General features: G+C 61.7%; 11 protein-coding genes. 9 read left to right on the forward strand and 2 right to left on the reverse strand.

Features of this window, described 5'->3' with window-relative positions:
• The first annotated feature begins 311 nt into the window (after nucleotides 1–311).
• The 9 genes from mreB to ACJ8PI_RS16800 all read left to right on the forward strand — a co-directional run bounded on the left by mreB (nucleotide 312) and on the right by ACJ8PI_RS16800 (nucleotide 12,151).
• Nucleotides 312–1,355: a rod shape-determining protein MreB gene (gene mreB / locus ACJ8PI_RS16760; protein ID WP_003855260.1), complete on the forward strand. Its 1,044-nt coding sequence runs from the start codon at nucleotides 312–314 to the stop codon at nucleotides 1,353–1,355.
• Between the two features lie 94 nt (nucleotides 1,356–1,449).
• A complete protein-coding gene (mreC, locus tag ACJ8PI_RS16765; protein ID WP_033636173.1) occupies nucleotides 1,450–2,475 on the forward strand; it encodes a rod shape-determining protein MreC in 1,026 nt (341 codons plus the stop codon).
• On the forward strand, nucleotides 2,472–2,960 hold the full coding sequence (mreD, locus tag ACJ8PI_RS16770) for a rod shape-determining protein MreD (RefSeq protein ID WP_004936918.1): 489 nt from the start codon (nucleotides 2,472–2,474) through the stop codon (nucleotides 2,958–2,960). The genes mreC and mreD overlap by 4 nt, the downstream gene beginning before the upstream one ends.
• Before the next feature lie 10 nt (nucleotides 2,961–2,970).
• Nucleotides 2,971–3,555 carry a Maf family protein gene (locus tag ACJ8PI_RS16775; RefSeq protein ID WP_041036858.1) on the forward strand — a complete coding sequence of 195 codons (585 nt, stop codon included), beginning with the start codon at nucleotides 2,971–2,973 and terminating at the stop codon, nucleotides 3,553–3,555.
• Between the two features lie 38 nt (nucleotides 3,556–3,593).
• Nucleotides 3,594–5,063, forward strand: coding sequence for a ribonuclease G (gene rng / locus ACJ8PI_RS16780; RefSeq protein ID WP_016930237.1), 1,470 nt, complete (start codon nucleotides 3,594–3,596; stop codon nucleotides 5,061–5,063).
• A gap of 87 nt (nucleotides 5,064–5,150) precedes the next feature.
• Entirely contained in the window at nucleotides 5,151–8,954 is a 3,804-nt protein-coding gene (gene yhdP / locus ACJ8PI_RS16785) for an AsmA2 domain-containing protein YhdP (protein ID WP_164134685.1), read from the forward strand.
• Nucleotides 8,951–9,811, forward strand: coding sequence for a deaminated glutathione amidase (gene nit1, locus ACJ8PI_RS16790; RefSeq protein ID WP_033636170.1), 861 nt, complete (start codon nucleotides 8,951–8,953; stop codon nucleotides 9,809–9,811). Before yhdP ends, nit1 begins: the two co-directional genes overlap by 4 nt.
• 7 nt (nucleotides 9,812–9,818) lie before the next feature.
• Entirely contained in the window at nucleotides 9,819–11,264 is a 1,446-nt protein-coding gene (gene tldD, locus ACJ8PI_RS16795) for a metalloprotease TldD (RefSeq protein ID WP_047570394.1), read from the forward strand.
• 122 nt (nucleotides 11,265–11,386) lie between these two features.
• Nucleotides 11,387–12,151: a CDP-diacylglycerol diphosphatase gene (locus ACJ8PI_RS16800; RefSeq protein ID WP_041036851.1), complete on the forward strand. Its 765-nt coding sequence runs from the start codon at nucleotides 11,387–11,389 to the stop codon at nucleotides 12,149–12,151.
• Nucleotides 12,152–12,196: 45 nt separating this feature from the next.
• Here the strand turns inward: ACJ8PI_RS16800 and ACJ8PI_RS16805 are convergent, their stop codons facing one another.
• Entirely contained in the window at nucleotides 12,197–13,879 is a 1,683-nt protein-coding gene (locus ACJ8PI_RS16805) for a PglL family O-oligosaccharyltransferase (protein ID WP_164134684.1), read from the reverse strand.
• 693 nt (nucleotides 13,880–14,572) lie between these two features.
• Entirely contained in the window at nucleotides 14,573–15,514 is a 942-nt protein-coding gene (uriH, locus tag ACJ8PI_RS16810; protein WP_033636166.1) for a uridine-preferring nucleoside hydrolase UriH, read from the reverse strand.
• Nucleotides 15,515–15,606 lie beyond the last annotated feature (92 nt).

Raw genomic sequence — 15,606 nt, forward strand, 5'->3', positions numbered from 1 at the left:
GCCTATTTGAGATAGGCTCTTGTCAGCTTTTATCTGGTTGGCGTTGGTAGGTGCTTACCATCGGCGGCAATCAGGGAATATGTTAGATTTTATGAGCTGTGTTACGCCGTTTCGTGCGTTGACAGGGTGGTAAACTGAGCCTTTGTTCAGGGAATTCAGGCCTCATCCAATTTCCGTGCATTCGAGCAGAAACAATACAGACTATTTTTCACCGAAGTAGAACGTTTTTGCGCCTTGTCGCTGCTTCGTGTGGTTGGTAAAGTAGGCGGATTTTATTTTCCGCCCCCAGCTTGCAGGATTATCCTTTCGTTATGTTTAAGAAATTTCGTGGCATGTTTTCCAACGACTTGTCCATCGACTTGGGTACCGCCAATACCCTGATTTATGTTAAAGGGCAAGGCATCGTACTGAATGAACCTTCGGTGGTTGCCATTCGTCAGGATCGTGCCGGCTCCCCAAAGAGCGTCGCGGCCGTCGGTCATGACGCCAAACAGATGCTGGGCCGCACCCCCGGCAACATCGCGGCTATTCGCCCGATGAAAGACGGCGTGATCGCCGATTTCTTCGTGACCGAAAAAATGCTGCAGCACTTTATCAAACAGGTTCACAGCAACAGTTTCATGCGCCCAAGCCCGCGCGTGCTGGTCTGTGTGCCGGTCGGCGCGACCCAGGTTGAACGCCGCGCTATCCGCGAGTCCGCCCAAGGGGCCGGCGCGCGTGAAGTGTTCCTGATTGAAGAGCCGATGGCGGCGGCGATCGGCGCTGGTCTGCCGGTCTCCGAAGCGACCGGTTCCATGGTGGTGGATATCGGTGGTGGTACCACTGAAGTGGCGGTGATCTCGCTGAACGGCGTGGTGTACTCCTCTTCCGTGCGCATCGGCGGCGACCGCTTCGATGAAGCCATCATCAATTATGTGCGCCGCAACTACGGCTCGCTGATCGGCGAAGCGACCGCCGAGCGCATCAAGCACGAAATCGGTTCTGCCTATCCGGGCGATGAAGTGCGCGAAATCGAAGTCCGCGGCCGTAACCTGGCCGAAGGCGTACCACGCGGCTTTACCCTGAACTCCAATGAAATCCTCGAAGCCCTGCAAGAGCCGCTGACCGGCATCGTCAGCGCGGTGATGGTTGCGCTGGAGCAGTGCCCGCCAGAATTGGCCTCCGACATTTCCGAACGCGGCATGGTATTGACCGGCGGCGGCGCGCTGCTGCGCAACCTCGATCGCCTGCTGATGGAAGAAACCGGCATCCCGGTCGTGGTGGCGGAAGATCCGCTGACCTGCGTGGCGCGCGGCGGCGGCAAGGCGTTGGAAATGATCGACATGCACGGCGGCGATTTGTTCAGCGAAGAATAGTCAGCCCCTGGAAGGAGGAATCGTATCGGATGAATGCGCACAGCGAGAATCGGGTACGGTTCCTCTTTCTGTTGTCGAGGAACTCGCATAATTTATGAAGCCGATTTTTAGCAGGGGGCCTTCCCTGCAACTGCGACTTTTTTTGGCGGTGATCGCGGCCATTGGCCTGATCGTTGCCGACAGCCGGCTCGGCACGTTCGTGAAGATACGCAACTACATGGACACCGCAGTCAGCCCTTTCTATTTTCTGGCCAACGGGCCGCGTAAAGTTTTGGACAGCGTGTCAGAAACGCTGGCCACCCGCCAACAGCTGGAGCTGGAAAACCGCGCTCTGCGGCAGGAACTGCTGCTGAAAAACAGCGATATTCTTCTTCTTGGCCAATTCAAGCAGGAAAACGCCCGCTTGCGCGAGCTGCTGGGTTCTCCGCTGCGCCAGGACGAACACAAGATGGTCACCCAGGTGATCTCCACCGGCTCCGATCCTTACAGCGATCAGGTGGTGATCGACAAAGGGTCGGACAACGGCGTCTATGAAGGCCAGCCGGTGATCAGCGACAAGGGCGTGGTCGGCCAGGTGGTGGCGGTGGCGAAAGTCACCAGCCGCGTGCTGCTGATCTGCGACGCCTCGCACGCGCTGCCGATCCAGGTGCTGCGCAACGATATTCGGGTGATCGCCGCGGGCAGCGGCTGCGCCGACGATCTGCAGCTGGAGCACCTGCCGAACAACACCGATATCCGCGTTGGCGACGTGCTGGTCACCTCCGGCCTCGGCGGCCGCTTCCCGGAAGGCTATCCGGTGGCGGTGGTTTCCTCGGTCAAGGTCGATAACCAGCGCGCTTACACCGTGATTCAGGCGCGGCCGACCGCCGGTCTGCAGCGCTTGCGCTACCTGCTGCTGCTGTGGGGCGCCGATCGCAACGGCGACATGCCGCTGCCGCCGGACGAAGTGCACCGCGTGGCCAATGAACGCCTGATGCAGATGATGCCGCAGGTGCTGCCGCCTGCCGGCTCCGTCGGGCCGCAGCTGCCGGCTCCGGCCACCGGGGTGGCGCCGCAAACCGCGGCTCCGGCCTCTGTCCAGCCCCAAGCTCAGCCTGCCGCGGCGGGAGTGGTGCCATGAACAGCTACCGCAGCCACGGGCGCTGGATAATCTGGCTGTCGTTCCTGGTGGCGTTGGTGCTGCAAATCATGCCGTGGCCGGAGCAGATCTACATGTTCCGGCCTTCCTGGCTGGTGTTGATCCTGATCTACTGGGTGATGGCCTTGCCGCACCGGGTCAACGTCGGCACCGGCTTCGTGCTGGGGCTGATCATGGATCTGATCCTCGGCTCCACGCTGGGCGTGCGCGCGCTGGCGCTGGGCATCATCGCCTATCTGGTGGCGTTCAAATTCCAACTGTTCCGCAATATGGCGCTGTGGCAACAGGCGCTGATCGTCGTGCTGCTGTCGCTGTCGATGGACGTGGTGGTGTTCTGGGCTGAGTTTTTAGTGATCAACGTCTCTTTCCGCCCAGAGGTGTTCTGGAGTAGTGTGGTAAACGGCATTTTGTGGCCGTGGTTATTCCTGTTGATGCGCAAAATCCGCCGTCAGTTCGCCGTACAGTAAGGGTATCTCAATGACTTCGCTTTATCTGGCCTCCGGCTCCCCACGTCGACGTGAACTGCTGACCCTGCTCGGCGTGTCGTTCGACATTTTGCTGACGCATACCGAAGAGCAGCGCCGGGAAGGCGAAGCCGCTGAAGCCTATGTGCGCCGCCTGGCGCAGGACAAGGCCAAAGCCGGCGTAGCGCTGGCGCAGGAAGATCGGCCGGTGCTGGGCGCCGACACCATCGTGGTGCTCAACGGCCGGGTGCTGGAGAAGCCGCGCGACGAAGCCCATGCGGCGGAAATGCTGGCGGCGCTGTCCGGCAAGCAGCATCAGGTGATGACGGCGGTGGCGATCGCCGATCGCGACGACGTGCGCTGCCAGCTGGTGGTGACCGACGTGACGTTCCGCAGCCTGTCACAACAGGATATCCGCGACTATATTGCTACGGGCGAACCGATGGATAAGGCGGGCGCCTATGGAATTCAAGGAAAGGGTGGTTGTTTCGTCAGAACGATAACCGGGAGTTATCACGCGGTGGTTGGTCTGCCGCTGGTCGAAACACATGAGCTGCTCAGTAATTTTGTCGCATTACGTGATGTAAGAACCGGTTGATGGGCGCTGCCATTATCGACCGGCTCTGAGGAGAAGGCATGACAGCTGAGCTACTGGTTAATATCACACCGTCTGAAACGCGGGTCGCCTATATCGATGGCGGCATTCTGCAAGAGATCCATATCGAACGCGAATCCAAACGCGGCATCGTCGGCAACATCTATAAAGGGCGTGTCAGCCGCGTCCTGCCGGGGATGCAGGCGGCGTTCGTCGACATCGGCCTGGACAAGGCCGCCTTCCTGCACGCCTCCGACATCATGCCGCATACCGAATGCGTCGCCGGCGACGAGCGGAAAAACTTCCACGTGCGCGACATCGCCGAGCTGGTGCGCCAGGGGCAAGACCTGATGGTGCAGGTGGTGAAAGATCCGCTCGGCACCAAGGGCGCGCGCCTGACCACCGACATCACGCTGCCTTCGCGCTATCTGGTCTTCATGCCGGGCGCGGCGCACGTCGGCGTTTCGCAGCGCATTGAAAGCGAAGCCGAGCGCGAGCGCCTGAAAGCCATCGTTGCGCCGCACTGCGACGAGCTGGGCGGTTTTATCATCCGCACCGCGGCGGAAGGCATCGGCGAGGAAGAGCTGGCGCAGGACGCCGCGTTCCTCAAACGGCTGTGGACCAAGGTGATGGAGCGCAAGAAGCGCAACCAGACCAAATACAAGCTGTACGGCGAGCTGGCGTTGGCGCAGCGCATCCTGCGCGATTTCGCCGGCGCGGCGTTGGATCGCATCCGCGTCGATTCGCGGCTGACGCACGATCTGCTGGTGGAGTTTACCGGCGAGTACATTCCGGACATCACCAACAAGCTCGAGCTCTATACCGGCAGCCAGCCGATTTTCGATCTGTACGATGTGGAAAACGAGATCCAGCGCGCGCTGGAGCGTAAGGTGGAGCTGAAGTCCGGCGGCTATCTGATCATCGATCAGACCGAGGCGATGACCACCGTTGACATCAACACCGGCGCCTTCGTCGGCCACCGCAACCTCGACGAAACCATCTTCAATACCAACATTGAGGCGACGCAGGCCATCGCGCGCCAGCTGCGGCTGCGTAACCTGGGCGGCATCATCATCATCGACTTTATCGATATGAACAACGAAGAGCATCGCCGCCGGGTGCTGCACTCGCTGGAGCAGGCGTTGAGTAAAGATCGGGTAAAAACCACGATCAACGGCTTCTCTCAGCTAGGCTTAGTTGAAATGACGCGTAAACGCACGCGTGAAAGCATTGAACATGTGCTCTGTCACGATTGTCCTACTTGCAATGGGCGCGGCACCGTGAAAACGGTGGAAACCGTGTGCTACGAGATCCTGCGCGAGATTGTGCGCGTGCACCATGCTTACGATTCCGATCGCTTCCTGGTATACGCCTCCGCGGCGGTCGGCGAAGCGCTGAAGAGCGAAGAGTCGCATGCGCTGGCCGAAGTGGAGATCTTCGTCGGCAAACAGGTGAAGGTGCAGATCGAACCGTTGTACAGCCAGGAGCAGTTCGACGTCGTCATGATGTAGCCCGTCCGACATCGTAAGGGCCCGGCATGCCGGGCCCGTCAGTGCATAGATATTCCCGTTGCCAGGCAGCGGAGCAAGGAGAACTGCGTGAGGCGACTGCCTGGGATTCTGTTAGCAACAGGCGCCACCCTAATCGTGATTGTGGCGCTGCTGATCAGCGGGCTGCGCCTGATGCTGCCGAAGCTGAACGACTACCGTCCCCAACTGCTGGCGCAGGTGGAGAAGCTGTCCGGCGTGCCCGTGCAGATGGATTTCCTGCAGGGCAGCTGGGAAACGTTCGGCCCACAGCTTGAAATGCGCAACCTGAGCGCCACGCTGCCCAAAAGCGATGTGCATATCGAACGCGTGACGCTGGCGCTGGACGTGTGGCAATCGCTGCTGCACTGGCGCTGGCAGTTCCGCGATCTGACCTTCTATCAATTCCGCCTCGATCTGAACGCCACGCTGGGCGGCGACCGGCAGGGCGAAGGCCTTGAGCCGGGCAAAATCGGCGATCTGATGCTGCGCCAGCTCGACCATTTCGATCTGCGCGACAGCCGTATCTCATTCCTGACGCCTGCCGGCGCGCGCGCCGAATTCGACATTCCCCAACTGACCTGGCTCAACGGCCGCGAGCGCCACCGCGCCGAGGGGCAGATCAGCCTGTCGACGCTGAACGGCCAGCACGGCGTGGTGCAGCTGCGCATGGACCTGCGCGATAATCAGGGCCTGCTGGACACCGGCACGGTCTACCTGCAGGCCGATAACATCGACATGAAACCCTGGTTTACCCGCTGGCTGCGCGCTAACACCGGGCTGGAAAGCGCCGACTTCAGCCTGGCGGCCTGGCTGCAGGTGCAGAACGGCGAGATTGCCGGCGGCCATGCGTTGCTCAAGCAGGGGGCGGCCAACTGGGATACCGGCGCCGCGCAGCACCGGCTGGACGTGGACAATCTGGCGTTGTCGCTGCGCCGCCAGGGCACCGGTTGGCAGCTCGACGTGCCGCAGCTGCGGTTGAGCACCGACGGCCAGGCCTGGCCGCAGGGCGCGCTATCCGCGCTGTGGCTGCCGGAAAACACCGAATTCATGGGGCCGGCGCAGAATGAAGAGCTGCGGGTACGCGCGACTAACCTTCAGCTGGAGCGCCTGTCGGCGCTGCTGCCGACCTTCTCGTTCCTCAGCCCGGACGTGCTCGATCGCTGGAACGATCTGCAGCCGCAGGGGAAGATGGAAGCCCTGGCGCTGGACATCCCGCTGAAGCAGCCGGAAAAGAGCCGTTTCCAGGCGCTGTGGCGCGATGTTAGCTGGCAGCGTTGGGAGCTGCTGCCCGGCGTCAACCACTTCTCCGGCGCGTTGAGCGGCGGGGTGGAGAACGGCCGCCTGACGCTGGGGCTGGCAGGCAGCACCTTGCCTTACGGCGATATGTTCCGTGCGCCGCTTGAAATCAGCAGCGCGCGCGGCGCGCTGACCTGGCGTTACAACGATCAAGGCTGGGAGCTGGCGAGCCAGGGGCTGGACGTCAAGGCGAAGTCGCTGTGGGTCAACGGCGATTTCCGTTATCAGCAGCCGGCCAAGGGCGATCCGTGGCTGAATATCCTGGCGGGCATCCGCCTGTATGACGGCGCCGAGGCCTGGCGCTATTTCCCGGAACCGCTGATGGGCAAGCATCTGGTGGACTACCTGAGCGGCGCCATTCAGGGCGGCCGGGTGGATAACGCCACGCTGATTTATTCCGGCGATCCGCAGCACTTCCCGTACCGTAAGAACGAAGGGCAGTTCGAAGTCTTCGTGCCGCTGCGCCACGCGACCTTCCAGTTCCAACCGGGCTGGCCGGCGCTGACCGATTTGGCGATCGACCTCGACTTCGCCAACGAGGGATTGTGGATGCATGCGCCGCAAACCCGGCTGGGCAAGGTGGCGGGCAAAAATATCAGCGCGGTGATCCCGGATTACCTGAAAGAGCGGCTGCTGATCGACGCCGAAGTCGCGGGTGCGGGCAGCGATGTGCACGACTACTTCATGCAGACGCCGCTGCACGATTCGCTGGGGGCGGCGCTGGATCAGCTGCAGATTGGCGGTGATGTCAGTGGGCGCTTACATCTCGATATTCCCCTGGACGGCGAGCAGGTCAGAGCCACCGGTGAAGTGGCGCTGAACAACAATTCGTTGCTGATCAAGCCGCTGGACAGCGAACTGCAAAAGCTCAGCGGCAAGTTCCGCTTCGACAACGGCAACCTGCAGAGCGACCCGCTGTCGGCCACCTGGTTCGGGCAGCCGGTGGCGCTCAACTTCACCACCCAGGAAGGCGAGCGTGACTACAAGGTCAACGTCGGCCTGAAGGGCGACTGGCAGCCGGGCAAGTTCCCCGGCCTGCCGAAAGAGGCCGCCGATGCGCTCAGCGGCAGCGCGCCCTGGCAGAGTCAGGTGGCCATCACGTTGCCGCATCAGGGCTCGGCCAGCTACGATATCGGCCTTGACGCAGACCTAAGGAAAGTGAGCAGTCACTTACCTTCGCCGCTGGACAAGGCGCCGGGCGAAGCCTTGCCGGTGAGCGTCAAGGTCAAAGGCGGTCTTAACGGCTTCATGTTGACCGGCAGTGCGGGCAAGCAGAACCGCTTCAACAGCGAATGGAACTTCGACAAAAAACAGGTGAATCTGGTGCGCGCCGCCTGGCAAACCAACGGTGGCGGCACGCCGCCGCTGCCGGCCGGCAAGTCGATGACGCTGAACCTGCCGGCGCTGGACGGCGAGCAATGGCTGGCGCTGCTGGCGCCGGCGCTGAAACAGGGCGGCGGCAGCGGTCAGGTGGGCGGTTTCAGCTTCCCCACCACCGTGGCGCTGACCACGCCGCAGCTGCTGTTGGGCGGCCAGGCCTGGCATAAGCTGACGCTGTCGGCCGAAAAACAGCTGGGCGCCACCGTGGTGAACGCCAAGAGCGATGAAGTGGACGGCAGCCTGCGGGTGGCCGATCGCGGGCCGTGGCGCGCCGATATCAACTACCTGTACTACAACCCGCAGTTCGCCGAGACGAAAAGCGCGGCGGGTTCGCCGCCACCGCCGCCGGAGAAAGTCAGCTTCCGCGACTGGCCTTCGCTGATGCTGCGCTGCAAGTCGTGCTGGGTGCTGGGGCAGAACCTCGGCAAGGTCGAGGCGGATCTGAGCAATCGGGGCGATACCCTGACGCTGGATCACGGCCTGGTCGATACCGGCAAAGGGCGCATGAGCGCCACCGGCCTGTGGAAGCAGAACGCGCAGGAAGAGCGCAGCTCGCTGAAAGGCAAGCTGCTCGGCGGCAAGATCGATGAAACCGCCGCCTTTTTCGGCATCACCATCCCGCTGAAAGGCGCGCCTTACGACGTGGACTTCGATTTGTACTGGCGCGGCGCGCCGTGGCAGCCGCAGGTCAATACGCTGAGCGGCGCGCTGCAGGTCAAAATGGGCAAGGGCGAGATCGACAGCATGGGCGGCGGCCGAGCCGGCCAGCTGCTGCGACTGGTCAGCTTCGACGCCTTGCTGCGCAAGCTGCAGTTCGATTTCAGCGATACCTTCGGCAAAGGCTTCTACTTTGATTCCATCCGCAGCACCGCCTGGCTGAAAGATGGCATAATGCATACTGATAATCTATTGATCGACGGCCTGGCGGCGGATATCGCCATGAGTGGCCAGATCGATCTGGCGCGCCGCCGCATCGATATGGAAGCGGTGGTGGCGCCGGCGATTTCGGCGACGGTCGGCGTGGCCACGGCGTTTGTCGTTAACCCGATCGTCGGCGCGGCGGTGTTCGCCGCCTCGCAGGTGCTGGGGCCGCTGTGGAGCAAGATTTCGCTGATTCGTTACCATATCAGCGGCGATCTCGACCAGCCGAAGATCAATGAGGTACTTCGTAAGGCAAAGGAGGATAAGGCGTCATGAGGAATGCTAACGTTGCGTTGTTGCAGTTGTGCAGTGGCGATCAGGTGCGCGATAACCTGGCCCAGATTGAACAGCAGATCAAGCAGCTCAATGCCGGGGTAAAACTGGTCATGACGCCGGAGAACGCGCTGCTGTTCGCCAACTCCGCAGCCTATCGCCAACAGGCGGAAAAACAGGGCGATGGCCCGCTGCAGAACGCGGTGCGCGAACTGGCGCGCCGCTATGGTGTGTGGTTGCTGGTGGGCTCGATGCCCTTGATCAGCCGCGAAAACCCGGAGCTTATCACCACCAGCAGCCTGTTGTTCGACGATCAGGGCGAGATCCGCGCCCGCTACGACAAGCTGCACATGTTCGATGTGGACATCAACGACGCGCACGCCCACTACCGCGAGTCGGATACCTACCAGCACGGGCAGCATCTGACGGTGGTGGATACGCCGGTCGGGCGTTTGGGCATGACCATATGCTACGATCTGCGCTTCCCCGCGCTGTTCCAGGCGCTGCGGGCGCAGGGCGCTGAACTGATTTCGGTGCCGGCGGCCTTTACCCGGGTCACCGGCGAGGCGCATTGGGAAATCCTGCTGCGCGCCCGGGCGATCGAAAACCAGTGCATGATCCTGGCGCCGGCGCAGGTGGGGCGCCACGGGCCGACCCGCCGCACCTGGGGCCACACGCTGGCTGTCGACGGCTGGGGCAAGGTGCTGGCCGAGAACCCGGACGCCGTGGCGGCGCTGAAGGTGCGCGTGGACACCACAAGCCTGCAGCCCCTGCGGCAACAGATGCCGGTGCTGCAGCACAATCGATTCCAGACGTCGCTGACGGCGCCGTCTGACACGTTATCCTCCAATCAAGAGTGAAACCATTATGAGCCTGACGTTTGTCAGTGAGCAGTTACTCGCTACCAACAAGCTGAGTCATCAAGACCTGTACTCGGTACTGGGTCAACTGGCAGAACGCCGTATCGACTACGCCGATCTCTATTTCCAGTCCAGCTATCACGAAGCCTGGGTGATCGAGGACGGCATCATCAAGGATGGCTCTTACAATATCGACCAGGGCGTCGGCGTGCGCGCCGTCAGCGGCGAGAAAACCGGTTTCGCCTATGCCGATCAGATCACCCTGAATGCGCTGCAGCAGAGCGCCCAGGCGGCGCGCAGCATCGTGCGCGAGCAGGGCGACGGGCGGGCGCACACCCTGGGCGAAATCGGTTACCGGGCGCTGTACCCGCTGCTCGATCCGCTGCAAAGCCTGCCGCGCGAAGAGAAAATCGCCCTGTTGCACCGCGTCGATAAAGTGGCGCGCGCCGCCGATGCGCGGGTGCAGGAAGTGAACGCCAGCATCACCGGCGTTTACGAGCAGGTGTTGGTGGCCGCCACCGACGGCACGCTGGCGGCGGACGTTCGCCCTCTGGTGCGGCTCTCCGTCAGCGTGCTGGTGGAGCAGGACGGCAAGCGTGAGCGCGGCTCCAGCGGCGGCGGCGGCCGTTTCGGTTACGACTATTTCCTGGAAACCGTCGACGGCGACGTGCGCGCCGATGCCTATGCCAAAGAAGCGGTGCGCATGGCGCTGGTCAATCTCGGCGCGGTGGCGGCGCCGGCCGGCAATATGCCGGTGGTGCTGGGAGCCGGCTGGCCGGGGGTGCTGTTGCACGAGGCGGTGGGGCACGGCCTGGAAGGCGATTTCAACCGGCGCGGCACCTCGGTGTTCAGCGGCCATATGGGCGAACTGGTGGCTTCCGAGCTGTGCACCGTGGTGGATGACGGCACCCTGCAAGGGCGCCGCGGCTCGCTGGCGATCGACGACGAAGGCGTACCGGGCCAGTACAACGTGCTGATCGAAAACGGCGTGCTGAAAGGCTACATGCAGGACAAACTCAACGCGCGGTTGATGGGTGTCGCGCCGACCGGCAACGGCCGCCGCGAGTCTTACGCGCATCTGCCGATGCCGCGCATGACCAATACCTACATGCTGGCGGGCCAATCGACGCCGGAAGAGATCATCGCCAGCGTCGAATACGGCCTGTACGCGCCGAACTTTGGCGGCGGCCAGGTGGACATCACCTCCGGCAAGTTCGTGTTCTCCACCACCGAAGCCTACCTGATCGAGAAGGGCCGCATCACCAAACCGGTGAAGGGGGCGACGCTGATCGGCTCCGGCATCGAGGCGATGCAGCAGATCTCGATGGTCGGCAACGATCTGGCGCTCGATAAAGGCGTGGGCGTGTGCGGCAAGGAAGGCCAGAGCGTGCCGGTGGGCGTCGGCCAACCGACGCTGAAACTGGATACGCTGACCGTCGGCGGCACGGCGTAATCTTTCCTCAAGGGGCCACGCGCTGGCTCCTTATCCATTCCCCATGTTGCGGCCCTTGCAGGCGCGCCTGCGCCCAGTGATGGAATGAAATTGACGTGGCGAAAAAACGGAACAATACGAGGATGGCGCGTTGGGCTTTCTCCGCCCGGCGTTGGCTGCTGTTGCTGGGCGTTCTGTCCCTGACGGGCTGCGCCCGTTCCGATGCGCTGTGGGGCGTGGTCGATAAGCTCTGCATGGCCAACTATCAGCAAAAGCGCGATCCGGCCCCGTGTGAGCAGATTTATATGCCGCAGGGGAAAGCGCAGGGCTTTAGCGTGCTGCAAAACCCGCGTTATCCCTATCATTTCATTCTGGTGCCGACGGCGCCGCTTTCCGGCATTGAAAGCCCGCTGCTGCTGGCCGGAGAACGAACGGACTATTTTGGCTATGCATGGCTGATGCGTTACCGGCTGGCCGCCGAGTATGGCGGGCCGGTGCCGGACGACAGGCTGGGCATGGCGATCAACTCCGCTTACGGCCGCAGCCAGAACCAATTGCACATTCACCTGACCTGTCTGCGCGAGGATGTGCGGCGCCAGCTGCAGGCGGAACGCCCCTACATACAGGAACAATGGCGCCCCTTGCCGGATAAGCTGCTGCGCCACACCTACTATGCCCGCCGCGTGATGCAGCCGACCGCGATGGGCATCTACCCGATTAAGGATCTTGCGGATTATTTTCATCTGTCGCCGCCGCAGCTGGCGGAGTATGGCGTGGCCGTCGTCCCGACCACGTTTGCCGGCCAACGGGGTTTTATCTTGCTGGCCTCGAAGCGCGGCTGGGATGTCGGCAACCGCGCCTCGGTAGAATCGCTGCTGGATAAAACGTGCGCGATTTTGCCGCGTTAATCTCAAGACGACAGGTGAGAGCGACGCGCTCTCACCTTATTCTTCCTACCTAAACCGCGCATCCCGCGAAAACAGGAAAGCGGCTTCCCGCTGGCGGGCGTCTGCTTCCGCCTGAGCGCCCTGATAACGCAAAATCATGATCAGCGTGGCATAGACGTTAGCGTCGATACGGCGCTGCAGATAGGCATTGGCCCACTGCCGATAGCCGGTCAGCAGGGCATCATCGCGCGTTTGGTTATAGACCAGCAGCGCGTGAGATTGCTCGTCGAAGGTTTTGCGCTCCCGGTAGATCCAGGCGGCCGGCGGCGGCATCTGCTCGATGCTGTCGATGGAGGCCAGCATGGTGCGTTCCGATTGGGTGAGCGCCATGCGCCCTTGCCAGGCGAAGATCGCCATCACCAACACGCCGATGGCCGCCATCGCCACCGGCAGGCTCAGGGCTTTGGCGAACGGCAGTGGGCGGGGCTCGCCGGTTTGGCCGTCCAGCAGCGCCAGCAGCAGCAGAAACGCCAGCCAATGCGGCGCAGACAGATAGAAAGGGTATTCCAACTGGGTGTGCACCAGCATTGGCAACAGCACCAGAAACAGCCCGACGCGCGCACCGCCCGGCTGTTCGCGATCCCGTTGCCAGGCGCGTTTCAGCAGCAGCGCGCCGGCGACGAGGACGATAACGATCCCCGCCAGCGCCGGCAGGCCGCCCTCAACCCACCACAGCAAGATTTCATTGTGCGGATGCCCGGCGACTTCCAGCACTTCTCGCCAGGGCATTTCCTGCAGACGGAAGTGCGCGAAGCTGTATTCAAAGCCGCCGTAGCCCCAGCCCAGCAGCGGTTTGGCCAGGATCATGGCGCCGACGTCATGCAGCATGGTCAGGCGCGCGCTGTTGGAAAGCTCCCGCCCGATCAGGCCGGCGCGGCTATCCAGGCCAAGACCGGTGAACAGCACCGTGAGACCGGCCGCCACGCCCAACAGCAGCGCGCCGCCGGCCCAGCGGCTTGCGCCTGGGCGCTGACGGGCAAAACGCCACAGCAGCAGCGCCGCCGCCAGGGCGCCGCCCAGCCAGGCGGCGCGCGACTGGATCAGCACCAGCAGGGCGGAGAAAGCGGCCAGCAGGGCGAGCAGCGGGAATTGCCGCCGCCGCGTCGGCGTGGAGAGGGGGGCAAGCAGCAGCCAGAGCGCCAAAGCCAGCCCGGTGGCGATAAAGCTGCCCAGCACGTTCGGCTGTTGGAAGACGCCATAGACCCGGCGGCCGTGGGGGGCCACCCAGGCCAGCGAGGGGGCGAACAGCTGCAGCGCCGCCAGTAATGCCTGAACGCTTACGGCGAACAGCAGGCCGTACAGCAACAGATCGCGTTGCCGGGTGGTGAGGCGCAGCTGCAGGCAGGCGACATAGAACAGCCAGCCACCGAGCAAACCGGCGCTGCGCCACAGGGCGTCTTCGCGCCACTCGGGGCGGGTATACAGCAGCGGCAGCGCCAATACGGCGATGCCGAGCAGCAACAGGCGTGCCGTGGGGGTAAGCGAAAGACGGGTACGGCCAAGGCAAACGCTGGCGGTCACGAGCAGCGTGGTCAGCGCCATGGCGCTCCAGGCCAGAATGTTTTGCGGCAGCGCCAGGCCGCCGCCGCCCATGTTGGGGTGATAAAACGGCAGGATCGCCGCCATCCAGATCAGCAGCAGGGGCAGCACGGCGATAGCCGGTGCGTTAATGGCGGTTTTATCGGTCATGGTGAACCTGCCATGTTTCGATATCGATCATTGAATGCATATTATTAGGATTCCCTATCCTTATCCTGGTGTTTAAATTCGCTGAAGCTTCAATACCTAAAATTTTTTATGGAAATTGAAAAGACTTCCTGTTGAAGCGATAAATAAGTTTTTCCCCTGTGAGCGCGGGGACGGTTTATATAAAAAGGGGTAAGCCGTATTTCAGTTGCCTGCAAAGGGTGTTTTATTTGTTTGAAAAAACAGGGTTGTCATTTTCTCAAATTCATCTTGCTCCAGTCAATTTTTAATCTTTTATTTTATTTTTGTATTTAAATCAAAACATTGGGATTTTTTTGTATGTAGTAAAACGCCGTGTGTGCGACAACGAACGCCTGGGCCGACAGGCGATGTAGCCAATGAGATAAGCATTTTCTTGTTAAATCGTTGTTGCCAATGACGGCACGGCGATCGTGGTTTTATTTACCGCTGTTTTTTATTTTTATTTTATACTTTCTTTATTGAACCTGTATTTATTTTTCATTAAGATTCTTCTTGTTTTTTATTTGTTGTTTTTAAATTTTATTTAAATCCATTTTATTAAGATTGTTCTGTTGCTGTGGAAATAAAGGGGTGATGATCCCCCTATCCCTGTTGCCGTGCCGCAAGACGGATTAACGCGCCTGTAAAAGCGCGTTAATCCACGCTTCACAGACCTCACTCCACTTCGCCAATCCGTTCCAGCGCATCCACCACCAGATCCCAGAATTTATCCTGATCCAGTTTGACCGCGACCTGGGTGTGGCAGTCCGGCGGCGGCGGCGCGCGGAAGTCCGCGACCGTCATGCCCAGCGTCAGGGTGCCGGTGAGTTCGATATCCACCGGCGCTTTGCGCACCGTCATGACGCTCGGATCGATCACGTAGGCGACGGCGCAAGGATCGTGTACCGGCGGGGCGCTGAAGCCCTGCGCCTGTTGGTACATACGGCCAAAGAATGCCAGCAGTTCGCCGACGAAGGCGGCCGGCCGGGTGCCGAGGGCGGCGATGCGCGCGCAGACTGCCGGCGTGGCCAAAGCCTGGTGGGTAAGATCCAGCCCGACCATGGTCAGCGGCCATTTTTCGTTGAACACGATGTGCGCCGCCTCGGGATCGATTTTGATATTGAACTCCGCCACCGCGCTCCAGTTGCCCACATGGTAGCCGCCGCCCATCAGCACCACTTCCTTGACCCGCTCGGCAATGCGCGGCTCTTTGCGCACCGCCATAGCGATATTGGTCAGGCCGCCGGTCGGCACCAGCGTCACGCTGCCGGGCGGGTGGGCCATCACCGTATCGATGATCAGATCCACCGCGTGGCGCGAGTCCAACTGCAGGTGAGGTTCCGGCAGCACCGGGCCATCGAGGCCGGAATCGCCGTGGATATCGGGCGCCACTTCGATATTGCGCACCAGCGGGCGCGGGCAGCCGGCGGCGAAGGGCACGCCGGTGATATTGGCGATGCGCGCCACCGCCAGCGCGTTGCGCGTCACTTTGTCCAGCGTCTGATTACCCACTACGGTAGTGACCGCCAGCAGGTCGATCTGCGGATTGCCCCAGGCCAGCAACAGAGCGATGGCGTCGTCATGCCCCGGGTCACAGTCCAGTATGATTTTTTTCATGGTTATTCCTGATGCAGGGAGAGGTTCCCGCAGCATAACGCAGCGCGGCGGCGTGGGATAATGCCGATGGTGCTTTTGTTAACGGCATCAAA

It is taken from the genome of Serratia sp. CY82433 (assembly GCF_052166535.1).
GTDB lineage: Bacteria > Pseudomonadota > Gammaproteobacteria > Enterobacterales > Enterobacteriaceae > Serratia > Serratia sarumanii.

Excerpts from the sequence above, each read along its gene's own strand:
- mreB (WP_003855260.1), top strand. The coding sequence starts at position 312 with ATGTTTAAGAAATTTCGTGGCATGTTTTCCAACGACTTGTCCATCGAC.
- mreC (WP_033636173.1), top strand. The coding sequence starts at position 1,450 with ATGAAGCCGATTTTTAGCAGGGGGCCTTCCCTGCAACTGCGACTTTTT.
- mreD (WP_004936918.1), top strand. The coding sequence starts at position 2,472 with ATGAACAGCTACCGCAGCCACGGGCGCTGGATAATCTGGCTGTCGTTC.
- ACJ8PI_RS16775 (WP_041036858.1), top strand. The coding sequence starts at position 2,971 with ATGACTTCGCTTTATCTGGCCTCCGGCTCCCCACGTCGACGTGAACTG.
- rng (WP_016930237.1), top strand. The coding sequence starts at position 3,594 with ATGACAGCTGAGCTACTGGTTAATATCACACCGTCTGAAACGCGGGTC.
- nit1 (WP_033636170.1), top strand. The coding sequence starts at position 8,951 with ATGAGGAATGCTAACGTTGCGTTGTTGCAGTTGTGCAGTGGCGATCAG.
- tldD (WP_047570394.1), top strand. The coding sequence starts at position 9,819 with ATGAGCCTGACGTTTGTCAGTGAGCAGTTACTCGCTACCAACAAGCTG.
- ACJ8PI_RS16800 (WP_041036851.1), top strand. The coding sequence starts at position 11,387 with ATGGCGCGTTGGGCTTTCTCCGCCCGGCGTTGGCTGCTGTTGCTGGGC.
- ACJ8PI_RS16805 (WP_164134684.1), bottom strand. The coding sequence starts at position 13,879 with ATGACCGATAAAACCGCCATTAACGCACCGGCTATCGCCGTGCTGCCC.
- uriH (WP_033636166.1), bottom strand. The coding sequence starts at position 15,514 with ATGAAAAAAATCATACTGGACTGTGACCCGGGGCATGACGACGCCATC.